Source organism: Streptococcus sanguinis (assembly GCF_008329445.1).
Classification (GTDB): Bacteria; Bacillota; Bacilli; order Lactobacillales; family Streptococcaceae; genus Streptococcus; species Streptococcus sanguinis_O.
This window is the reverse complement of record NZ_VIBR01000001.1, coordinates 789,920-812,658: the sequence shown is the minus strand read 5'-3', so window position 1 is coordinate 812,658 and position 22,739 is coordinate 789,920. Positions and strand designations below refer to the sequence as shown.

Below are 22,739 nucleotides of genomic sequence, written 5' to 3'. Positions count from 1 at the left end.
AGAAGAAGATGAAAAAGACTTTAGGGAAAAAAGTAGAAATGGGAATGAAATTAGTCCCGATTCCTCTGTCCTTGCTGCTTGCTGGGACAATGGCAGTGACTGTACAAGCAGAGGAGGTAAGTAGTGAAACAGAGGGGAATCAAGTCCAGAATAATCAAGCCACACCTCCTGTCAATCAAGAATTGCCAAATGATGGGACAATCAAAAATACACCAGCAGAGGGACCTTCTGGTCTGACTATCTCAGAAGAAGGAGAGAAGGGAGCAGCCCAAGTCACGCCTGAAATCAAACAGTTAGCTCAAGAATTTTATGACTATCATACTCAGGAAGAGAGTTATGAAATAACTAAGGCTGCAACCATGACATCTGTCATGCCAGAGATACAGTCGGTGGAGCAAATAGAAGAAGCAGCTAAAAAGTATGATCATGCTTATGCGATCCGTAAGATGGATGGTGTCTTTAAATACATTAACTTAAAGGAAGTTGAAAATTTAAATCTAGTCAAAGATGAGGATTTTAGACAAGTTCCATCAAAAAGAGTATCTAGTTGGGATTCATTTATTCAAAATAATACAGCACTCTTCTTTTTGAATAAGTGGGAGTCTATATTGAATGTAAATCCGACTCCAGAAGAAGTAGCCAAGATACCAAAAGCTATTATTCCACGCTCCGAATTGGATTTGACAGTTGATGAATCTATGCCCAAAAGAGTGTTTTTGAGGACAGCGTATACTCCATCAAAATGGGATGGGATAACCTATGAAGAAGCTTTTTCTAGAAAATATCTGCCTGAGTCAGATCGTAGGATTTTATCTATGAAAGAGATAAGGCAAATATATTCTGAAAATCCAGATATGTTCCGAGTTGATGCGTATCCTAGTGAAAGGAGATTGGCTGAACGAGTACCTATTAATCCGTACTTTCAGAAAATTGTTATTAATCAAAAGGAAATTGATTTTGATGTCCCTAATTACAATACGAATCTAAAGATTGGATTGCTTGATACACGAGATACGGATCCATTAGCCTTTGGTTATAGAGAACCCAATGCACCATGGAGACAACTCAATTATCGTTTCACTGAGTCTCAAATTGGTAGAATTTTTCGACTAGATCGTATGGGATTAGAAAAATATAACGACCTAGTGTATATCGACTGGCTGGGCAATAATCCGACTGTAATGCCACCTTGGTTTGGTGAAAACAATATTAAAACCTTCCACTACAAACTGTATCTGATGAAACCTCATGACAGGACTCGCTATTATATCGATAGAGACTATACGATCCAAATTGAGGGTGTACATAATTTAATTGAGACGCCTGATGGTGGACTTAAATCTGTTGAACCAACTTTTCACAGGGGAGGTAAGACATTACTTGGCTTAGAAATTAACCAAAAGGGCATAGATGCAGCATTTAGAACGGTCAAAGCTGAAGGCTTCGTCTTTAAAGTTTCAGGTGTTAAGAAGGTTAATGAGAGAGATACGGAACCTGGCAAGGTTCTTGTCCGTTATCAAGACGAACAGGGTCATGCTATTGCTAACCCTATTACGGATGAGCAACCAGGTAAGGCTAGATACACAGTCAGCCCTAAACCTCTTATTTCCCATAAGAATCAGCTCTATACTTATAAATCTCGACTAACTGCCTATGATGCTGAATCGGGAGAGTACGAAGCAAGAAGAACCAAAGAGATCATCTATAAATATGAACTCAATCAGTTCCAACTTCCAAATGATGCTCCAAGCGAAGAGCGTCCAGTCATGGAAATGACTCGCTTTGTCGATGAATCAGGTCAAGAATTATCAGATCCAGAGCGCGGTTTGGTGGCGTCTAAGACAATCTCTGGCTATGACTATCAGTCCAGCAGTGACGAGGACAGTATTCGCACCCATGTCTATCGCGCAAGTGTGCATGAAGTACCGTCAGACTCTCCAAGTGAAGACAAGCCAGTCATGGAAATGACCCGCTTTGTAGATGAAACAGGTCAAGAATTATCATCTCCTGAGCAAGGTTTGGTGGCATCTAAGCGTATTTCTGGCTATGACTTTCAGTCTACTACTGATGAGGACGGCATCCGTACTCATCTCTATCGCGCCATTGTACATGAAGTACCGACAGACGCTCCACGAGAAGAGAAACCAGTTTTAGAAATGACCCGCTTTGTCGATGAATCAGGTCAAGAATTATCAGCTCCTGAGCAAGGTTTAGTTACTTCTAAGAGTATTTCAGGATATGATTTCCAGTCTAGTACTGAGGAGGATGGCATTCGCACGCATGTCTATCGCGCCAGCGTGCATGAAGTACCGTCAGATGCTCCAAGCGAAGAGCGTCCAGTCATGGAAATGACTCGTTTTGTCGATGAATCAGGTCAAGAATTATCAGATCCTGAACGTGGTTTGGTGGCGTCTAAGACTATCGCTAGTTATGACTACCAATCCAGCAGTGACGAGGACGGCATTCGTACGCATGTCTATCGTGCCAGTGTGCATGAAGTACCGAAAGATGCTCCGGTTGAGGACAAGCCTTCTATCGAAATCACTCGCTTTGTAGATGTAGAAGGAAGACCTTTAGCAGCTGAGGAATTTGGTTTGCTAGATGCTAAGACTATTGAGGAGTATGGATTCGTTTCTGTATCAGATGCCAATGGCGTTCGCACTTATGTTTACAAGCCAAAAATGCATACTCAAACACCTTTGGGAACAGAAACTTCTGAGCAGAAGAGTCCTGCAATAATTGAAAACTCCAAGACTACTCCTGTTCTGTCTCAAGTGTCCAAACATCAATTACCAAATACTGGAAACACAAATTCATCATTCTTGGGAGCAGCAATTATCAGCCTTTTGGCTTCCTTTAGCTTACTATATTCAAAGAAAGAACGAAAAAAATAAGGCCAATTTGGTCTTATTTTTCTTTTTCATATTTTTCTGTGACTTATCTAACACTCCAGACACTTACTGATTTTTCCTCCACAGGAAATTCTCCCCAGCCTTGGTCGTCAATGGTTACGATTTGGGAGCTGTTGCCCAGATAGTCGCTGAATTCTCTGCCAGCCCATTCTGAACCGACAAGCATTGATTTGCTGGCTGCTTGGTCATTACTGATAAGGACAGCGATTGGCTGACCATCGTCCTTACCTTGGCGGGTCCAGCCGATACAGTTGGCATCGTCGAAGTAGTCGGTCTGCTCACCATAAGCAAGATTGAGACGGATGTCTAGGAGTTTATCCAGTACCTCTTGAAAGCTCTCTTGGGCAAATTCTCCGCTAATGCCATAGTAGTCTCCGTAAAAGACGCAGGGCAATCCAGCTTCTCGCAAAAGTATAAGGGCATAGGCCGCTGGCTTGAACCATTCTTCGACGGTAGACTCCAAAGCCTGACCTCTCTGAGTATCATGATTATCTACAAAGGTCACAGCTGATTCGGGGTGATTTTTTGCAAGTGTTTGGTCAAAAATAGTTCGCAGGTCATAGTCTGCTCCAGATTTGCTGGCATCAAATAAATTCTGATGGAGCTTGACATCGACTAGGTCAAAGCGGTAGTCAATATTTTCTAGATAATCATTATTGGCTGTCTCGTCACTATTCCAAAATTCCCCAAAGACATAGAAATCGTCACCGTATTTTTCAGTAATATCACGGATGAAATTCTTCATAAAGAATGAATCAATGTGCTTAACAGCATCTAAGCGAAAGCCATGTACACCAGTGCTTTCAATAAACCAATGAGCCCAGTCGTAGAGATTTTGGATGACTTCGGGGTGCTTGAAATCAATATCCGCATACATCAGATAGTCGTAGTTGCCATTCTCGTTGTCCACTAGCTCATCATCTGCCCAACCTTTATTATCGCCTTGAATGAGGAAAATTCCTGACCTGTTGTTTTTAGCATCATAGTCAGTGCCAGTGAAGTGGTACCAGTGCCATTCGAAGTCATTGTAGGTTTTATTGCGGCCTGGAAAAGCAAAATGCATCCACGCTTCTATTTCAAATGGTTCTGAGATTTCTACATTTCGGTCATTTGGATCAACTTCAACGACAGTAAAACGCTCTTTGTAGTCAGCTGCGGCCTTGTGATTGAGAACAACATCAGCAATAGCTTCGATACCGTTCTGGCTAAGTGCTTCAATCGCTCGGAGATATTCTTCTTTCAATCCATACTTTGTGCGGACGGTCCCTTTTTGGTCGAATTCTCCCAAATCAAAAAGGTCGTAAACGCCATAGCCGACGTCATTAGAGCCTGTTCCTTTGAAAGCGGGCGGCATCCAGACCTTGCGAATCCCTTTCGCTGCTAAGTTTGGTGCATCTTCCGCCAAACGATTCCAATGCTGACCGTCATCTGGCAGATACCATTCAAAATACTGCATTAAGGTTTGGTTTTCCATATAAATTTTCCTCTTCATTCTCACTGATTGGCTTTATTGTACCAAAAGAAGCAGAAAGGCGCAATCGTTTGCGTTTTTCACTATCATAAACACTTAGCTCTTTTATAATTTGAAAATCTTTTTAAAATTGAACATGAAACATTTTTAGATGAGACAAAAAGCCGCAAAAAGAGTATACTAATTTGTATAGAAATCGGTAAAGGAGCTCTCTTATGATTGAATTTAAAGATGTCACTAAAGTTTATGAAGGAACGGTAGCTCTCAATCAGCTGAATCTGACCTTGCAGAGCGGAGAAATCGTCGGTCTGATTGGTCACAATGGCGCCGGAAAATCTACTACCATTAAGTCATTGGTCAGCGTCATCAATCCTAGCAGTGGTCAGATTTTTGTGGATGGGAAAGAATTATCCGCCAATCGCTTGGAAATCAAGAAAAAAATTGGCTATGTAGCTGACTCACCAGATCTATTTTTGCGCCTAACTGCCAATGAGTTCTGGGAACTGGTAGCGACTTCTTACGATATGACAAATGCAGAAGTAGAAGAGCGGTTGGGAAATCTGCTCCATATTTTCGACTTTGGCTCTCATCGGTATGAGGTCATTGATTCATTCTCTCATGGGATGAGGCAAAAAGTTTTCGTTATTGCAGCTCTTTTGTCTGATCCAGATATTTGGGTGCTGGATGAGCCGCTGACAGGTCTTGATCCGCAGGCAGCTTTTGACCTCAAGCAGATGATGCGCCAGCATGCAGATAAAGGAAATACAGTTCTCTTTTCAACCCACGTCTTGGAAGTGGCAGAGCAGCTCTGTGATAAGGTGGCCATTCTCAAAAAAGGGAAATTGATTTTCTACGGAACGATTGAAGAACTAAAAGGCCAACATCCAGAACAGTCTCTTGAAACAATTTATCTTGGCCTAGCGGGCCGCAGAGAAGAGGTGAGTCCTGATGCGCATTAAAGCTATAAAAAAACTCGTTGATATCAACATCCTCTACGCCATTCAGCCGTCTCAGCTGCTGCAGTACCGCAAGATGCAAGCTAAGAATCCTGAGCGCAAGGTCAATGTATCGCTGAAGGCTATCCGCATGTATCTGATCTTAGGACTGGTCTATCTCTTTCTTTTCGGCTTGATGGGCTCCCTGAACCAACTAGTTGGCAATCCGGGGCTCTTTGCCAATTTGGTTTCCGCTTTTGCTCTCTTTTCTATGTCTCAAGGCTTTCTGGTTTTTTACAATGTCTTTTATGAAAGCAAGGACTTGCAGTCTTATCGCCCCTACGCTTTTAGCGAAGCAGAAATCATCGTCGGCAAAAGCATTTCAGTTATCCTGACCTTGCTGATTGCCATTCTGCCTATGTTCAGTTATTTCTTGGTTCTGGCTTTTCAAGGTGGCAATCCTTTCTTGGGCCTGCCCTTGGCTCTGCTTGCTATTCTGATTTTAAGTTCAGTTATCACCTTTCTGATTTTGATTGCCGTCCACTTTATTACCAAGACAGCATTTTTCAGAAAGTACAAGACCATCCTGTCCAATGTCATTTTGGCTCTTGTTTCCGTCGGCTCCTTTTTCCTCTATTTTATGATTAATCAAATGAACAGCAGAAGCGTTGTAAATCGTACAGAGGTTAAAGCTTTCTTCCCTCCAGTTCAGGCATTTTATGATTTTATTCTTCATCCTTTTCGTGCAGCTTCCTTGCTGGGATTTTTGGGATGGGTGGCAGTTGCGGCTCTTCTATTTTTCATCGTAAAGACCAAGGTGATTCCAGAATTCTATGAGGCAGCTCTCATGACGGGTTCCACAGTAGGAAAGCGGGAGCGCGTGCATGACATCAATATTGCGGAAGCAAAAAATCTCAAAAAGTTTGTCTGGCATTACAATATCAGGCTCTTGAGCGAGGGTTCTGTCATTATGCAAGCTATCTTTATGTCGGCCTTTCTCCCTTACATTGTCATTTTCAGTATGGGAATGGGCATGATACAAGGTGGCCTGTCTTTGACTTCTTATCTGGGACCACGTTTCCTCTTGCCAATGATGGCTCTGGCTGTTTTGATTGCAACGCTAAACTCAGGCGGCAGCAACCTTACGGCTATTGGGATTTCTCTGGAAAGGGAAAATTTTGATTATCTCAAGGTTCTCCCCTTTGATTTGAAGCAATATATTCGTCTGAAGTTTTGGCAGATCTTTGCCGTCCAGTCTATCCTGCCTCTGACCTTGCTTTTGATAACTAGCCTTATTTCCGGTATGCATCCAGTGACTTTCTTGGGCATGGTGATTGTTTGGGCCTTAATTAGCCTAATGTGGAGTTCTTGGGGGTACTACCGAGACTACAAGCATCTCGTGACCAATTGGTCCAATGTCACAGAATTGATGAGCCGAGATAACAGTATGGTGAAAACTCTTCTAGCTATCGCCCTGATTTTAGGAATGTTGATTGTCATTACTCTTCTCTTCTTTATATCCAATGTTCTTGCGCCTCTGGTAATTTATATGATAGTCGCTCTAGTTTTAGCAGGCTTAGCTGTGCTGTCTTACATAGTCCACAAACACTACATGAAGAAGCTGAATGAAGAATTAGCAGTATTTTATTAAACAAGCATCAGGAAGTCGAAAGACTTTCTGATTTTTTGACTGAAAATCATCAAAATAACAGCTCTGTACATTTGCAGAACTGTTATTTGTTTTTCTTTATTTTTTCTACATCCAGTGGCATGAAAGTCGCCATAACTCGACCGATTAGTTTAGGTTCTTCCTCATGCGGGATAAACTTATCACTGTATTTTTTATTAAGGGAAATTAGACGGATACCAGATGGATCGTTGAAGACCCTTTTTATAATGGTTTGGCCGTCATAGTCGATAGCATAGATAGCGCCAGCAAGTTCGAAATGAGTCTGCTTGATTAGCGCTACGGAATCTCTCGGATACTTGGGCTCTAACGAGTCAGTTCGTACCCAAAGGGCAATATCGTAGTCGATTTCTCTGTCCAGCCAGACTAAATCAGCTTGTTCTGGCTTATGCTGAGAGAGATAGTAATTTTCATAGACCAAGTAGGGGAAGTAGTCGTCCTTTAAGCTAGCTTGTGTTTCTTGCTCAGTCAGGCTAGCTTCTAGTAGCTTTAATCCTTTCTCCTGTCTGTCTTGGTCAAGTTGTTGATATATACGATTTAAATCGGGAAATTGTTGAGGGATGTCTGCAATTAGTCGGTAACGAGGGTCAATTTCTTCAACCTCTACCTCAAAAAATCTTGCAATTTTTTCTAGATTGGCTGCGATAGGCAGAGATGTTCCTTTGATATAGCCAGTCAGTGTACTAGCAGGAATACCTGTTTCACGAGATAGCTCAACTTGTTTTTTACCTGTTTCCTTGAGAAGTTCTTTGATTTTTTTAGAAATGAGAAGACTTGCTTCCTTGTCTTGGGGGCTTGCTGCGCCTCTTCCTCTGGCCATAATATCAACTCCTTTACTTGATTTAATTATAGCGAATTAAATCGAAAAAGTAAAGGATTAGGTCAATTATTTGAGCTTAATCCTTTACTTTTTTAGATACTGTATTAAATTTCGTAGCCCATTAAGATTCCGCCTTCCTCAGCATAGAAGCTGCAGAGACCTGAAGTTGGTACCGTTTCGATTTGAGCTTGGGGATACTTTTCTTGTACCAGTTGGCTAAATTGCTGGCAGAATTTTTCGTTATTGCGGTGAGCGATGATGAGTCGGCCACCCTTGTAACCGGCTTTGAGTAGCTCTTCGATTGCAGAAGCAAGGGCCTTTTTTGGACCGCGTGCCTTTTGCAGAAGCTCTAGAGTACCAGTCTGGCTAGCTTCACCGACCATACGTATATTGAGCAAGCCGACAACGGTTCCTAGAAGTTTACTCAGTCTACCGTTTTTGACCAAGTTATCTACCTTTGCCAGAACGAAGAGAAGCTTGGTTTTCTCCTGATAGCGACTAATGACTTCAACAACTTCATCAAAGCTGAGATTTTGCTGGATGAGTTCATTGAGTTTAGTCACAAGCAAGTCCACCTCTCCGCCAGCAGAAAGACTATCAATGACATTAATCTGGGCATCAGGATGTTCTTCTAAAAAGATTTTCTTAGCAACCTGTGCACTATTATTGCTGCCAGATAGAGTTCCAGTGATAGTCACCACAAAGATCTTGTCAGCCCCCTCAAAGCTTTTGAGATAGTCATCTGGACTAGGGCAGGCAGACTTTGAAGCAGCAGAAGAAGCATACATCTTCTCCATCATTAGGTCGATATCAAGCTGCTTATCATCTATAAAAATCTCATTTTCCACTTGAATGGTCAAGGGAACACTTTCAAATTGAGTGTCTTTGGCCAAGTTTGCCATTTCACGAAAGTCACAGCCAGAGTCAGCTATAATTTTCCAAGTCATATTTTTCTCCTTTTTTGTCAAGTATGTACAATAAAAAAATTGACAAAAAACCTGTCTTTTTTTAAAATTATAACATGAAGAATGCTTACTAGAAAGCGGAAACTGTCAGCTGAGACAAGAGGGAAGAAATTGTTATGTCGGAAAAGAAAATATCGGAAAAATCACTCGCGAATTTAAAGAAATACAATCAGGAATCCAATCAAATCACGAGAGAGTCTCTGGAAATTTCTCTCATGCAGCTGCTGGAGAAGAAAGAACTCAAAAAAATTACGATTTCAGAGCTGGTTGAGCGAGCAGGGGTTTCCCGCGCTGCATTTTACCGCAATTATAGCTCTAAAGAGCAGATTCTGGAAGAGATTTTTAAAAATACTGTTCAAGGCATTACGGATAAATTAGAAGAATTTAACTTTAAAACTGAGATGTACCAGATTTGGCTTTTTCTTTTTAAGGAAGCCAAGAAAGAAGCTCGGGTTATCAGTCTAGCCATTGACTATAATTTTGAAAAGCTGCTTACTCAGGCCGTATTCGACTTTTTGGAAAAGCGCAATCGCAATGCTAAGAAATCGACTAACTCTTACATGAATTCCTTCTGGAGTTCGGCAGTTGTTTCCGTTCTTTCCAAGTGGATTAAGGACGGTATGAAGGTTCCAGCTGAAAAAATAGCTTCTTTAGGCCTACCTCTTTTCCCACAGAAAAAGAAATCAAATAAAAACAAGTGAGTCATTAGGGCTCGCTTGTTTTTAGGTTCTGTAAGAAGCTGGTCAGTTCTTTTTGATTTCTAAATTCGTAGAATTTCTGAGGAAAAGTCTGTCGGATTCTCTTATATCTTGCCAGTGCTGTCCGACGTCGTCCTTTCCAAAGAACCCAGCAGATAAACTCACAGTCAAACTTTTCAGGGCAGCCTGGAGCCATGCTTTCTCTGGTCCGATTGCGGTATTTTAGATAGCGTTTGAAAGCTCGATAAAGGCAGTTCCAGCGAGAGAAGTTCAGAAAGATGATTTGGTCAGCTTCTGCCATCCGCCGTTCATAAAAACACCAAGAGTAGTTGCCATCAATAATCCAGTCGGTATTTTTTGACAAAAAATCATCCATCTGTTCACTCATCCAATCACGGTCGCTATCCTTCCAGCCAGGTTGGAACTGCAATCTATCCATGTGAAGTTTGGGAATGGAGTAGTGGTTGGACAGTTGTGCTGCTAGAGTGGATTTGCCAGAACCGGAATAACCAATAATTGCTATTTTCATCCTTTTCTCCTTTGTGTGAGAAACAAAAAAAGCTCCTGAGAGCTCCCTTTGTATGCATTATTTAGCAAGTTTAGCTGAAAGGCGTGCTTTATCGCGGCTTGCTTTGTTTTTGTGGATCAAACCTTTTGTTTCTGCTTTATCGATAGCTGAGCTAGCAGCACGGAAAAGTTCTTCAGATGGGTTTGCTTCAAATGCTTTGATTGCAGTACGCATAGCTGACTTTTGAGCTGAGTTTTTTTCGTTATGTTTCACGTTCAATTCAGCGCGTTTGATAGCTGATTTAATGTTTGCCAAGTTGTTTCACCTCCATTGAAAATACTAACTATCTAATTATATATGAAAAATTAGGATTTGACAAGCTTTTTTATTTTTTTAAGTAAATTTCATCAATTTCGTGATTTCCAGCTTTGTGCAGGATAATTTCTGCCCGATTGCGGGTTGGCTCAATGTAGTCTAGCAGGTTGACAAGGTTAATGCTTTTCCATACATTATGGGCGAAGGTTACTACTTCCTCTTCTGATTGCGTGGTGAAGCGATGGTAGTAGTTTTTTGGGTCGTTTTCAGCCAACGTCAGCATTTTTTTAAAGCGATCCAGATACCAGTTTTCAATATTTTCGACTTCTGCATCGACATAGATAGAAAAGTCAAAAAAGTCTGTCATATATAGGCGCTCGTTCTGTGGACTCTGGAAAACATTGATGCCTTCGACGATAACAAAGTCAGCTGCCTTTACCTTTTGCATTTCCTGAGGGACGATATCGTAAGTCTCATGCGAGTAGACAGGGATTTGGAAATCCTGACCGTTTTTTATGCTATCCAGAAAGGAAAGAAGTAACTCCATATTATAGCTTTCAGGAAATCCCTTGCGGTTTAAAATGCCGTTAGCTTCTAAAATTTGATTAGGAAACAAGAAGCCATCTGTGGTAACCAGTTCGACTGTCGCATTTGAAAAGGTTCGAGAAAGCAGAATCTGCAGCAAACGGCTGGTGGTGGATTTCCCAACGGCCACACTGCCAGAAACTCCGATGATAAAGGGCTGTTTTCGGCTCTCTTTTTGTAGAAAAATCCCCTTGGAAAAAGCCAAGTCTTCCTTAGAACGTTTATAAATCTGAATGAGATTGGTCAAGGGGAGGTAAATGTCCGTCACGTCCTGCAGGCTGATCTTATCATTGAAACTCTTGATAGAGTTAAGTTCGGCCTGGGTCAGAGGCGGAGTTGTTTTGCGGTGCAGGTTTTGCCATGTATGGCGGCTGATTTTTTCAAAATGAAGAAATTCGTTAGTCATAAGTTACTCCTGTATGATGGACTTTAGTATAACATACTTTTAGGAGAAATGAAAACGATTTACAAATCTAGGAAAATTATGATAAAATGGTTGTATGACTAAAATGTATTTTGCGGAAAATCCTGATGCCAAACATGATATTCATGAATTAAGTGTAGAACTGTTAGGACAGCAGCTGACTTTTTTGACAGATGCTGGTGTCTTCAGTAAAAAGATGATTGATTATGGCAGTCGGGTTCTTTTGTCTGTCTTGGACTTTGAAGCTGGAGAACGGGTGCTGGATGTTGGCTGTGGCTATGGCCCATTAGGTTTGACCTTAGCCAAAGCGTACGGAGTGGCTGCGACCATGGTAGATATCAACCAGAGGGCCTTGGACTTGGCTCAGAAGAATGCTGAGAGGAATCAGGTATCTGCTCATATCTTCCAGTCGAATGTTTATGAAAAGGTCAGTGGCTTTTTCGACCATATTATCAGTAATCCGCCTATTCGTGCTGGTAAGCAAGTCGTGCACGAAGTCATCAGCGGAAGCTATGAGCATTTGACAGAAGGCGGTGATTTGACCCTTGTGATTCAGAAGAAGCAAGGAGCGCCCAGTGCCAAGTCGAAGATGGAAGCTGTCTTCGGTAATTGTGAGATTGTCAAGAAGGACAAAGGCTACTATATACTAAGGAGCGAAAAATAGGATGCGTGCTGTAGATATTATCCAAAAGAAAAGAGATGGTCTTGAGCTGACCAGTCAGGAAATTCAGTGGCTGATTGAGGGCTATGTGGACGGAACGGTGCCTGACTATCAGATGGCAGCCTTTGCGATGGCTGTCTATTTTAAAGGCATGACGACTCGGGAAATTTCGGATTTAACCATGACCATGGTTGGAACCGGTGAACAGTTTGACTTGTCAGAAATCGCGGGAATAAAAGTAGATAAACATTCTACTGGCGGTGTTGGTGATAAAGTAACTCTGGTCTTGGTACCTTTGGTGGCTAGCTTTGGTGTGCCAGTTGCTAAAATGAGCGGCCGCGGGCTGGGCCATACTGGAGGAACCATTGATAAATTGGAATCCATTAAAGGATTTCAGGTAGAGCGCAGTCAGGAAGACTTTATCAAGCAGGTGCAGGAAATCGGCTTGTCCGTTATCGGTCAGTCTGATCAGTTGGTGCTAGCGGATAAGTTACTCTATGCCTTGCGAGATGTAACAGCAACTGTTGATACCATTCCGCTGATAGCGAGCTCTGTCATGAGTAAGAAAATTGCTGCTGGTGCAGACAGTATCCTTCTGGATGTGACGGTCGGTGAAGGCGCCTTTATGAAAAATATTGATGACGCTCGTGTACTAGCACGTACTATGGTAGATTTGGGCAAGGCTGTCGGCAGAAAAACAGTAGCTGTTCTGACAGATATGAGTCAGCCTTTGGGAACCAGCATTGGCAATCGTCTGGAAATCTTAGAAGCTTTGGATATCTTGCAGGGCAGGGGTCGTGAAGACATCACAACTTTCATTTGTGAGTTGGCTCAGATTATGCTCGGACTGGCAGATGTTGAGAAAACAGCAGAAGAAGTGAGAGAACAGTTGACTAATGGAGCTGCTTTGAAGAAATTTGAAGCTATGATTGCTGCTCAAGGCGGTGACTTGGAAGACCTCTATCGTCCATCAAGTGCAGCTCATATTATAGAAGTGAAAGCAGAACAGGCAGGTTATATCACTGAACTGCCTGCCATGGAATTCGGACTCTTTGCTATGAGACTTGGAGCAGGACGTGCAGTTAAATCTGACGACTTGGATTATGAAACTGGAATTGTTTTCGAAAAGAAAGTCGGAGACAAGGTCGAAATTGGAGAAGTTTTCGCAAAAATTTATTCAAATGAAAAAATTTCTCAAGAACTAGTTACAGATTTTCAAAAAAATGTTAAAATAGGTGATGAAAGCGTTGCAGTAAGCGAGATTATCGAGGTTATTGCTTGATTCTAGGAGAAACCAACATGAAATTAAACAAATACATAGACCATACGCTTTTAAAACCAGAAGCGTCAGAAGAGCAGATTCTGAAGTTAATTGAAGAAGCAAAAGTTTATGATTTTGCCAGTATCTGTGTCAATCCAACCTGGATAGAGTTTGCTGCGGAGCAGCTGAAAGGCTCAGATGTCAAGGTTTGTGTGCCAATTGGTTTTCCTTTAGGAGCCAACACTTCCGATGTAAAGGCCTTTGAAACGAAGGACGCCATCCAAAAGGGTGCTGGCGAAGTGGATATGGTCATCAATGTCGGTGCTCTGAAGTCTAAAGATTATGATTTGGTAGAGCGAGACATCCGTGCGGTTGTAGAAGCTGCTAACGGTACCTTGGTCAAGGTGATTCTGGAAACTTGCCTGCTGACAGATGAGGAAAAGGTTAAGGCTTGCCAACTGGCTCAGAAAGCTGAAGCTGATTTTGTTAAGACCTCTACAGGATTTTCAACTGGTGGTGCAACAGTCGAAGATGTTGCCCTCATGAGAAAAACAGTTGGTCCTGACATGGGCGTCAAGGCTTCTGGCGGTGCTCGTTCTTATGAAGATGCGCTGGCCTTTATTGAAGCAGGTGCGACTCGTATCGGAACTTCAGCCGGTGTGGCGATTATGAAGGGAGAAGAAGCTAGTGGCGACTACTGAGTTAATTGACTTGGCTGTCCAAGCAAGCAAAAATGCTTATGTTCCCTATTCTCATTTCCCTATCGGAGCAGTTTTAGTCGCTAAAGACGGACGGGTATTTACCGGCGTTAATGTTGAAAATGCTAGTTTTGGCTTGACCAACTGCGGAGAGCGGACAGCTATATTTAAGGCGGTTTCAGAAGGAGCTTTAGACTTCGAGGAGCTGATTGTCTATGGTGAGACGGAAAAACCCATATCGCCCTGTGGTGCCTGCCGCCAAGTAATGGCAGAATTTTTTGCTGAGGATCTAAAAGTGACCTTGGTCGCTAAAGATAAATCGACGGTCGTGATGACGGTCAAGGAATTACTTCCATATTCTTTTACAGATTTAACATAAGTCTGTTATCGGTCATCTGACCAAACTCAAACTTGCAACTGTGTTGCACATCTTATTTAGGAGGTTCAGAAATGAACAAAAAACAATGGCTAGGTCTTGGTCTAGTAACTGTCGCAGCATTCGGACTTGCTGCATGTGGAAACCGTGCTTCTCGCTCAGATTCTTCAAACGCGAAAACTGATTTGAAGGCTGCTATCGTAACTGATACTGGCGGTGTTGATGATAAGTCATTTAACCAGTCTGCATGGGAAGGTTTGCAAGCTTGGGGTAAAGAAAACGGTCTTTCTAAAGATAACGGCTTTACTTACTACCAGTCTACAAGTGAAGCGGATTTTGCGAATAACTTCAGTCAAGCAGCTACAAATGGCTATAAATTAGTTTATGGCGTTGGTTATAAATTAGCACCTGCTGTTACAGCTGCTGCTGATGAAAATGCTGATATTAATTATGTTATTATTGATTCTGTTATCAAAGACAAGAAGAATGTAGCATCTGCTGTTTTTGCTGATAATGAAGCTGCTTATCTTGCAGGCGTTGCTGCTGCAAAAACTACGAAGACTAACAAAGTTGGTTTTATTGGAGGGGCACGTGGCGAAGTTATCACTCGTTTTGAAAAAGGCTTTGAAGCAGGAGTGAAGTCTGTTAACAAAGATATTTCAGTTGATATTCAATATGCCGAAGACTTTAATAATCCTGAAAAAGGAAGAACTATTGCTGCAACCCAATATGCCGCAGGAGCTGATGTAGTTTATCAAGCTGCAGGTGGTACTGGAGCAGGTGTCTTTAAAGAAGCAAAAGACTTGAATGAGAAGAAAAATGAAGACGAAAAAGTTTGGGTAATCGGTGTCGATCGTGATCAAGCTGAAGAAGGTAAATATAAGTCTAAAGATGGTAAGGAATCTAACTTTGTACTTGCTTCTAGCTTAAAACAAGTTGGCAAAACTGTTCAAGAGATTGCTACTCAAACAGCTGATGGTAAATTCCCGGGTGGGAAAGTAATTACATTTGGTTTGAAAGATGGTGGAGTTGAATTGACAACTTCTAACCTATCTGAAGATGCTAAAAAAGCTGTAGAAGATGCTAAGAAACAGATTATTGATGGTAGTGTAAAAGCACCTGAAAAATAATAAAGATCCAGAAGCGACCCAACCTTCTTGGGTTGCTTTTTTAGGGTATTGAGACATTTTGTCTCAATAGAACCTACTAACTTGATTAGTAGGCTCTACTGAAATAAAATATAATTTTCTAGAAAGGAATACTCTAATGGCACATGAAAATGTCATTGAGATGCGTGAAATAACCAAAGTTTTTGGTGAATTTGTCGCAAATGACAAAATCAACCTACAACTGCGTAAAGGTGAGATTCATGCACTTCTTGGTGAAAATGGAGCTGGGAAATCTACCTTGATGAATATGTTGGCTGGTCTTTTAGAGCCAACTAGTGGAGAAATTTTTGTCAACGGAAAATCGGAAAAATTGGATTCTCCTTCTAGGGCTGCAGCTCTCGGAATAGGAATGGTTCATCAGCACTTTATGTTGGTTGAAGCATTTACTGTTGCTGAAAACATTATTCTTGGTAGCGAAATAACAAATAAAGGTGTATTAGATTTGAAAAAAGCTAATGCAGATATCCTTGAATTATCAGAACGCTATGGCTTAGCTGTTGACCCAACAGCTAAGGTTGAAGATATTTCTGTTGGTGCCCAACAACGTGTAGAAATCCTGAAGACCCTCTATCGTGGTGCCGAAATTTTGATCTTTGATGAGCCAACGGCAGTATTGACCCCTGCTGAAATTTTGGAATTAATGGATATTATGAAAACTCTTGTTAAAGAAGGGAAATCTATTATCCTGATTACTCATAAACTAGATGAAATTCGAGCAGTAGCGGATCGTGTCACAGTTATTCGCCGTGGAAAATCAATTGAAACTGTTAGCATTGAGGGCGTTTCAAATAAAGATTTGGCTGAAATGATGGTTGGACGTTCAGTTTCTTTTGTTACTGAAAAGGAAGAAGCTAAACCGAAAGACGTTGTACTTCAAATTTCTGATTTGATAGTGAATGAGAATCGTGGTGTACCAGCTGTTAAAGAGCTTTCTCTTGATGTTCATGCAGGTGAAATCGTAGGAGTTGCAGGGATTGACGGTAACGGTCAGAGTGAGTTGATTCAGGCTATTACAGGACTTCGAAAAGTAAAATCAGGAAGTATTAAAATCAAAGGAAGGGAAGTTGTAGGACTTTCTCCACGAAAGATTACAGAAATGCAAGTAAGTCATGTACCTGAGGATCGTCATCGTGATGGTTTGGTACTTGAAATGATGCTTTCTGAAAATATTGCTCTCCAGACTTACTATAAAGAACCGCTCAGTAACAAAGGTGTTTTGAATTATAATCAAATTAATTCATATGCCCGTAAATTGATGGAAGAATTTGACGTTAGAGCAGCTAGTGAACTTGTTCCAGCAGGTGCTTTGTCAGGGGGAAATCAACAAAAAGCTATTATTGCTCGAGAAGTTGATCGTAATCCAGATCTATTAATTGTCAGTCAACCTACTCGCGGATTGGATGTTGGTGCGATTGAGTATATTCATAAGCGCTTAATTTCTGAACGTGATAAAGGGAAAGCCGTTCTTGTTGTCAGCTTTGAATTAGATGAAATTCTTAATTTATCAGACCGTATTGCTGTTATTCACGATGGAAAGATTCAAGGAATTGTAAAGCCATCTGAAACTAATAAGCAAGAACTTGGTATTCTCATGGCTGGTGGAAAAATCAAGGAGGGTTCTAATGGATAAAAAAACACAGCAAATTGCTATTCCTTTTATTTCAGTTCTTTTAGGAATCTTACTTGGCGCCATCATCATGTGGATTTTTGGTTATGATGCCTTGTGGGGTTATGAAGAGTTGTTCAAAACAGCTTTTGGTTCCATTAAAAATATTGGAGAAATTTTCCGAACCATGGGGCCTCTAATTTTGATTGCTCTTGGGTTTGCAGTGGCTAGTCGTGCTGGTTTTTTCAATGTTGGTTTACCTGGTCAAGCTTTGGCAGGATGGATTGCAGCTGTTTGGTTTGCTTTATCTTTTCCAACCATTCCTCGTTTTGCAATGTTACCGCTGACTGTCCTTGTAGCAGCAGTTGCTGGTGGTTTAATCGGTTTAATTCCCGGCTTGTTAAGAGCATTTTTAGGTACAAGCGAAGTTATTGTTACCATTATGATGAACTATATTGTTCTTTTTGCTGGAAATGAAATCATTCGGAATTTCCCTAAAAAACTAATGGTTGATTCCGAATCAAGTATTCCTGTTTCGGCAAACGCTAGCTATCGTCTAGACTTTCTTACAGAGCTTACTAAGTCACGTATGAATATTGGAATTTTCATTGCTTTGATTGCTGTTGCTGTAATTTGGTTTATCATAAAGAAAACCACACTTGGATTCGAAATTCGCTCAGTAGGCCTTAATCCAAATGCTTCAGATTATGCAGGGATGTCGGCGAAACGTACTATTATTCTTTCAATGGTGATTTCTGGAGCTCTTTGTGGTATTGGAGGAGCAGTTGAGGGTATAGGTACTTTCCAGAACGTTTATGTTCAAGCAGGATCTCTGGCTGTTGGATTTAATGGTATGGCAGTTGCTCTTCTTGCTAGCAACTCTCCTATCGGAATCATTTTTGCTGCGTTTCTACTTGGAACATTGCAAACTGGTGCGCCTGGTATGACAACAGCTACTATTCCTCCAGAACTTGTCAATATTGTAACAGCTTCCATTATCTTCTTTGTAAGTGCTCACTACATTATTGAAAAATATATCAAACCTAAAAAACGAATGAAAGGAGTAGAGTAAAGATGAATATTGTTGCTATTCTAACAATACTTGTATCAAATATGCTGGTCTATGCCGCTCCTCTCATTTTCACCAGTATTGGAGGTGCTTACTCTGAGCATGCTGGTGTTGTTAATGTTGGCTTGGAAGGCATCATGGTCATGGGAGCTTTTACAGGAGTTGTTTTTAACCTGACTTTCGCTGAAAGCTTAGGAGGAATGACTATTTGGCTTTCTCTTCTCGCAGGTGGTTTAGTTGGTCTCATTTTTTCTGCGATTCATGCAGTAGCAACCATTAATTTTCGTGCTGATCATGTTGTCAGCGGTACTGTACTGAACTTGCTGGCGCCAGCTTTAGCTGTCTTTCTTGTCAAGGCTATTTATGGAAAAGGACAAACTAATAATATTGATTTGTCCTTTGGTAAATTTGATTTTCCAATTTTGTCTAATATTCCTGTTATTGGAGATATTTTTTTTAAGAATACTAGCTTGATGGGTTACATAGCTGTTGGATTCTCATTTTTAGCTTGGTTCATCATGTTTAAGACGAAATTTGGGCTTCGCTTACGTTCAGTAGGTGAACATCCTCAAGCTGCTGATACATTAGGGATTAACGTTTATCTCATGCGTTACTATGGAGTGTTGATTTCAGGATTTTTGGGAGGAGTAGGTGGAGCTTTGTATGCTCAATCTGCTTCGGTTAATTTCTCTGCTACGACGATTGTCGGCCCTGGATTTATCGCTTTAGCTGCCATGATTTTTGGTAAATGGAATCCGATAGGTGCTATGCTTTCAAGTCTTTTCTTTGGACTTTCCCAAGCACTGGCTGTTGTTTCTACTCAGATTCCTTTCCTTGCTCATATACCTGCGGTTTATCTTCGTATCGCGCCTTATGCGTTGACAATCATTGTTTTAGCCGCTTTCTTTGGTAAATCAGTTGCTCCAAAAGCCGATGGTATCAACTATATCAAGTCTAAATAAACCTTTACACCAGTTCTTTGGAGCTGGTGTTTTTTTGTGATGAGAAGAAACTATAATCAAAAGTGTTAGGAATAGAAAAAGCCTGCTTCGTCTGAAGTGGGCTTTTTAAGATTAGTTTGTTGCGATTTCATTTAGCAGGTCTTCTGCAGTGGTAGTTGGATTAACTCGTACTCGGTTAAGTGTGAGCAAGCCATTAGATAAGGAAGCTAGTCCGTTATTGGTCGTCAATCCCATCTTGTAGCCAAGGCTTTCAGCAATCTGCAAGGTTGCATCACTGTATCGTCCAGATGGATAAGCAACGGTTTTAGTTGTTTGAGACAGTTCTTTGTCCAAGTAAGACTTGGAGTCTTTTAACTCAATTTTTTGTTGGTCTTCTGCAGTCGCTGAGAGGTCAGGATGGTTGACAGTATGGTCTTCAAAAGACATGCCTTTGTCCTTCATTTCCTTTATCTCATCCAGTGTCAGCATATCTTCACGACCCGCTTGAACAAATCCAGTAATGACATTATTGGTTGCTTTCATGTCATATTTCTGGAGAAGTGGAAAGGCATTAGTATAGAAATCCCTTAAACTATCATCAAAGGTCAGCCAGACGACTTTTTTATTTTCTGGCAAGACATTCTCCGTCAGTACCTTGTATGCTTCTGCCGGCGTTAGTGGATAGTAGCCTGCGTCTTTCAAGGCTTTCAGATGGCTTTCAAATGTAGCTGGATCAACAATCAAACCAGCATTAGCTGCTTCTGATGGGTCCATGACGTGAATGGCATGATACATCAAGATAGGAACTTGAACCGGCTGGTCTTGCTTGACCCATTTGACCTTGTCTTTACTGCTGTCATCCGAAGCCGTCTTTTTTTCCTGAGTCGGTGCTGACGAAGTTTTAGATGAAGTATCGACCTGGTTCGTTGACACATTGTTAACTTCTTTTTGGTTGTGCGAGTTTTGCAGCTTGGCTAGTAAAGAAAAGCCACCTACAATCAGGACGAGAAAAAGTAATAAACTCGTTAAAGAAAGCAAAATAGCTCTTTTTCTAGCTTTGCGTTGCTGCATGCGATTTCCTCTGTGTTTTCCTGTCATAATATCTCCTTTTAAAAAAAAATTACAATTCCTTGCGGAAATTTACATCTATTATAACAAATAAAGAAGTAGTTTTGTAGGCATTTTTATATAATTTTGTTATAATATTTTTTATACAAGAAATTTTCAAGGAGTGCTTCATGTCTATTAAAATAGCTTTACTTGGTTTTGGAACAGTGGCAAGCGGTGTGCCTTTTTTACTGAAAGAAAACGAAGAAAAAATCGTTCAAGCGGCTCATTCAGAGATTGAGGTTGCTAAAGTCTTGGTCAAAGATGATGCTGAAAAAGATCGTCTTTTAGCAGCTGGAAATGACTTTAACTTTGTCACAAATGTTGAAGAAATTCTGAAGGATCCTGAGATTACTATCGTTGTAGAATTAATGGGACGAATCGAGCCAGCGAAAACGTTCATCACTCGTGCTCTTGAAGCTGGCAAACATGTGGTAACGGCCAATAAGGACTTGCTGGCTGTTCACGGAGCAGAGTTGCTGGAAATTGCTCAAAAGCAAAATGTAGCTCTCTATTATGAAGCAGCTGTTGCCGGTGGGATTCCGATCCTGCGTACCTTGGTTAATTCATTAGCTTCTGACAAAATTACCCGTATCTTGGGTGTGGTCAATGGAACCTCTAACTTTATGATGACCAAGATGGTGGAAGAGGGTTGGTCTTATGAAGACGCTCTTGCTGAAGCACAACACCTTGGCTTTGCTGAAAGCGACCCAACCAATGACGTAGATGGCATTGATGCGGCTTACAAGATGGTGATTCTTAGCCAGTTCGCCTTTGGTATGAATGTTAAATTTGAAGATGTGGGCCATCAGGGAATTCGAAATATCACACCAGAGGATGTGGCTGTTGCTCAAGATCTGGGCTATGTAGTCAAGCTGGTTGGTTCTATCGAAGAAACGGCATCAGGTATTGCAGCAGAAGTAGCTCCAACATTTCTGCCTAAAGCGCATCCGCTTGCTAGTGTCAATGGGGTAATGAATGCTGTCTTTGTCGAATCCATCGGTATCGGAGAATCCATGTACTACGGACCGGGAGCTGGGCAAAAACCAACTGCAACTAGTGTTGTGGCAGATATTGTTCGTATCAGCCGCCGTTTGAATGAAGGAACTGTTGGCAAGGCCTTTAATGAATTTAGTCGTGAGCTTGTGCTAGCTAAGCCAGAAGATGTGAAGAGTAGCTATTATTTCTCTATCTTGGCACCTGACTCTAAAGGCCAAGTTCTGCATTTGGCTGAGATTTTCAATGCTGAGGATATTTCCTTTAAGCAGATTCTGCAGGAAGGTACAGATGGTGAGAAGGCTCGCGTGGTGATTATTACCCATGCTGTCAGCAAGACACAGCTGGAAAATGTCACTGTTAAGCTCAAAGAAGTTGCTGAGTTTGACTTGCTCAATACCTTCAAAGTATTAGGAGATTAAGATGAAAATTATTGTACCAGCGACCAGTGCCAATATCGGTCCTGGCTTTGACTCCGTTGGGGTAGCCCTCTCAAAATATCTGGAAATTGAAGTCTTGGAAGAAAGTCAGGAGTGGGTGATTGAGCATGACCTCAATCCGAGAATTCCTAAGGACCGACGCAATTTACTGGTTAAGATTGCCCTGCAGTTGGCTCCAGATATTCAGCCACGCCGTTTGAAAATGACCAGTGATATTCCATTAGCTCGTGGACTTGGGTCTTCTAGTTCGGTCATTGTGGCTGGGATTGAATTGGCCAACCAGCTGGCTCATCTTAATTTGTCGGATTATCAGAAACTGAAAATCGCTACCAAGATTGAAGGACATCCTGACAATGTTGCGCCAGCGATTTATGGTAATTTGGTCGTATCTAGCTCGTCCAGGAATCAGGTATCTGCTGTTGTAGCGGACTTTCCGGACGCAGACTTCATCGCCTATATCCCAGACTATGAGCTTCGGACGGTTGAGAGCCGCCAAGTCTTACCAAATCGGCTTTCTTATAAGGAAGCTGTTGCGGCTAGCTCCATTGCCAATGTTGCGATTGCTGCTCTTTTAAAAGGTGATATGAAAATCGCTGGTCGGGCTATCGAGTCAGATTTGTTCCATGAAAAATACCGTCAGCCTTTGATCAAGGAATTTTCAGATATTAAGTTCTTGGCCAGAAAAAATGGCTCTTATGCAACCTATATCTCAGGAGCGGGACCGACTGTTATGGTCTTATCGCCCAAGCACAAGACGGAGACGATTTATCAGCTTCTGCAAAAACAGAATTTCAAAGGGCAAATCTTCCGGCTTCAGGTAGACACAGAGGGCGTCCGGGTAGAAAAATAAATCATCAAGAGGTTTTCCATGAACCTCTTTTTTCTTTTCTAGGAACGCGTACACAATAGAAGGAGTTGATATCCCTATCTTTTTATACCTAACTGTGCTATAATGGGTCTAGCTTAAAGGAGGATAATTCACTTTATGGATCATTTAGAATTACAGGCTCTAGCGAGTGAGTTAGCTTTCGGTGCTATCAGAAATGCTCTTTCTAGTCAAATACAGCGTTTTACTACTAGACAATTATAAGCGTT

At 41.4% G+C, this 22,739-nt stretch carries 21 protein-coding genes; 14 read left to right on the top strand and 7 right to left on the bottom strand.

Features of this window, described 5'->3' with window-relative positions:
* Window positions 1–8: 8 nt before the first annotated feature.
* The gene (locus FKX92_RS04170; RefSeq protein WP_149565609.1) at window positions 9–2,894 is read left to right on the top strand and encodes a MucBP domain-containing protein; all 2,886 of its coding nucleotides are present in this window, start codon (window positions 9–11) and stop codon (window positions 2,892–2,894) included.
* A gap of 43 nt (window positions 2,895–2,937) precedes the next feature.
* Here FKX92_RS04170 and FKX92_RS04165 read toward each other — a convergent pair whose 3' ends face one another.
* Window positions 2,938–4,404, bottom strand: coding sequence for an alpha-amylase (locus FKX92_RS04165; RefSeq protein ID WP_149565608.1), 1,467 nt, complete (start codon window positions 4,402–4,404; stop codon window positions 2,938–2,940).
* A 194-nt stretch (window positions 4,405–4,598) separates the two neighbouring features.
* Between FKX92_RS04165 and FKX92_RS04155 the strand changes: the two genes are divergently transcribed.
* A complete protein-coding gene (locus tag FKX92_RS04155; protein ID WP_002906701.1) occupies window positions 4,599–5,342 on the top strand; it encodes an ABC transporter ATP-binding protein in 744 nt (247 codons plus the stop codon).
* Window positions 5,332–6,969, top strand: a complete 1,638-nt coding sequence (locus tag FKX92_RS04150) for a hypothetical protein (RefSeq protein ID WP_149565607.1) — start codon at window positions 5,332–5,334, stop codon at window positions 6,967–6,969. Before FKX92_RS04155 ends, FKX92_RS04150 begins: the two co-directional genes overlap by 11 nt.
* 82 nt (window positions 6,970–7,051) lie before the next feature.
* Here the strand turns inward: FKX92_RS04150 and FKX92_RS04145 are convergent, their stop codons facing one another.
* Window positions 7,052–7,825 (bottom strand): XRE family transcriptional regulator, encoded by a 774-nt coding sequence (locus FKX92_RS04145; protein WP_149565606.1) that lies wholly within the window; start codon window positions 7,823–7,825, stop codon window positions 7,052–7,054.
* Window positions 7,826–7,929: 104 nt separating this feature from the next.
* Window positions 7,930–8,772: a DegV family protein gene (locus FKX92_RS04140; RefSeq protein ID WP_149565605.1), complete on the bottom strand. Its 843-nt coding sequence runs from the start codon at window positions 8,770–8,772 to the stop codon at window positions 7,930–7,932.
* Between the two features lie 134 nt (window positions 8,773–8,906).
* On the opposite strand from FKX92_RS04140, the gene FKX92_RS04135 reads away from it, so the two are divergent.
* On the top strand, window positions 8,907–9,491 hold the full coding sequence (locus FKX92_RS04135; RefSeq protein WP_149565604.1) for a TetR/AcrR family transcriptional regulator: 585 nt from the start codon (window positions 8,907–8,909) through the stop codon (window positions 9,489–9,491).
* 4 nt (window positions 9,492–9,495) lie between these two features.
* On the opposite strand, the gene FKX92_RS04130 is transcribed toward FKX92_RS04135, so the two are convergent.
* From FKX92_RS04130 to coaA, 3 genes are all read right to left on the bottom strand, one after another.
* On the bottom strand, window positions 9,496–10,017 hold the full coding sequence (locus tag FKX92_RS04130; protein ID WP_149565603.1) for a DNA topology modulation protein: 522 nt from the start codon (window positions 10,015–10,017) through the stop codon (window positions 9,496–9,498).
* 57 nt (window positions 10,018–10,074) lie between these two features.
* On the bottom strand, window positions 10,075–10,311 hold the full coding sequence (gene rpsT / locus FKX92_RS04125) for a 30S ribosomal protein S20 (RefSeq protein ID WP_002895661.1): 237 nt from the start codon (window positions 10,309–10,311) through the stop codon (window positions 10,075–10,077).
* Window positions 10,312–10,381: 70 nt separating this feature from the next.
* Entirely contained in the window at window positions 10,382–11,302 is a 921-nt protein-coding gene (gene coaA, locus FKX92_RS04120) for a type I pantothenate kinase (protein WP_149565602.1), read from the bottom strand.
* A gap of 94 nt (window positions 11,303–11,396) precedes the next feature.
* On the opposite strand from coaA, the gene FKX92_RS04115 reads away from it, so the two are divergent.
* The 8 genes from FKX92_RS04115 to FKX92_RS04080 all read left to right on the top strand — a co-directional run bounded on the left by FKX92_RS04115 (window position 11,397) and on the right by FKX92_RS04080 (window position 19,122).
* Entirely contained in the window at window positions 11,397–11,984 is a 588-nt protein-coding gene (locus FKX92_RS04115) for a class I SAM-dependent methyltransferase (protein WP_149565601.1), read from the top strand.
* 1 nt (window position 11,985) lies between these two features.
* The gene (locus FKX92_RS04110) at window positions 11,986–13,263 is read left to right on the top strand and encodes a pyrimidine-nucleoside phosphorylase (protein ID WP_149565600.1); all 1,278 of its coding nucleotides are present in this window, start codon (window positions 11,986–11,988) and stop codon (window positions 13,261–13,263) included.
* A gap of 17 nt (window positions 13,264–13,280) precedes the next feature.
* Window positions 13,281–13,943: a deoxyribose-phosphate aldolase gene (gene deoC, locus FKX92_RS04105; protein ID WP_149565599.1), complete on the top strand. Its 663-nt coding sequence runs from the start codon at window positions 13,281–13,283 to the stop codon at window positions 13,941–13,943.
* Entirely contained in the window at window positions 13,930–14,319 is a 390-nt protein-coding gene (locus FKX92_RS04100; RefSeq protein ID WP_002906685.1) for a cytidine deaminase, read from the top strand. The genes deoC and FKX92_RS04100 overlap by 14 nt, the downstream gene beginning before the upstream one ends.
* 71 nt (window positions 14,320–14,390) lie before the next feature.
* Window positions 14,391–15,446 (top strand): BMP family lipoprotein, encoded by a 1,056-nt coding sequence (locus FKX92_RS04095; protein ID WP_002906684.1) that lies wholly within the window; start codon window positions 14,391–14,393, stop codon window positions 15,444–15,446.
* Between the two features lie 136 nt (window positions 15,447–15,582).
* Entirely contained in the window at window positions 15,583–17,115 is a 1,533-nt protein-coding gene (locus tag FKX92_RS04090; RefSeq protein ID WP_002900481.1) for an ABC transporter ATP-binding protein, read from the top strand.
* Window positions 17,108–18,163, top strand: coding sequence for an ABC transporter permease (locus tag FKX92_RS04085; RefSeq protein ID WP_002906683.1), 1,056 nt, complete (start codon window positions 17,108–17,110; stop codon window positions 18,161–18,163). The genes FKX92_RS04090 and FKX92_RS04085 overlap by 8 nt, the downstream gene beginning before the upstream one ends.
* A gap of 2 nt (window positions 18,164–18,165) precedes the next feature.
* Window positions 18,166–19,122 (top strand): ABC transporter permease, encoded by a 957-nt coding sequence (locus tag FKX92_RS04080; RefSeq protein ID WP_002900479.1) that lies wholly within the window; start codon window positions 18,166–18,168, stop codon window positions 19,120–19,122.
* Window positions 19,123–19,233: 111 nt separating this feature from the next.
* Here the strand turns inward: FKX92_RS04080 and FKX92_RS04075 are convergent, their stop codons facing one another.
* The gene (locus FKX92_RS04075; RefSeq protein ID WP_125353126.1) at window positions 19,234–20,199 is read right to left on the bottom strand and encodes a polysaccharide deacetylase family protein; all 966 of its coding nucleotides are present in this window, start codon (window positions 20,197–20,199) and stop codon (window positions 19,234–19,236) included.
* A 140-nt stretch (window positions 20,200–20,339) separates the two neighbouring features.
* On the opposite strand from FKX92_RS04075, the gene FKX92_RS04070 reads away from it, so the two are divergent.
* Together FKX92_RS04070 and thrB are read left to right on the top strand one after the other, a co-directional pair.
* Window positions 20,340–21,626, top strand: a complete 1,287-nt coding sequence (locus FKX92_RS04070) for a homoserine dehydrogenase (protein ID WP_125341270.1) — start codon at window positions 20,340–20,342, stop codon at window positions 21,624–21,626.
* A gap of 1 nt (window position 21,627) precedes the next feature.
* Complete coding sequence (gene thrB / locus FKX92_RS04065) at window positions 21,628–22,494, top strand: homoserine kinase (RefSeq protein ID WP_011836886.1); 867 nt, start codon at window positions 21,628–21,630, stop codon at window positions 22,492–22,494.
* The last annotated feature ends 245 nt before the right edge of the window (window positions 22,495–22,739 follow it).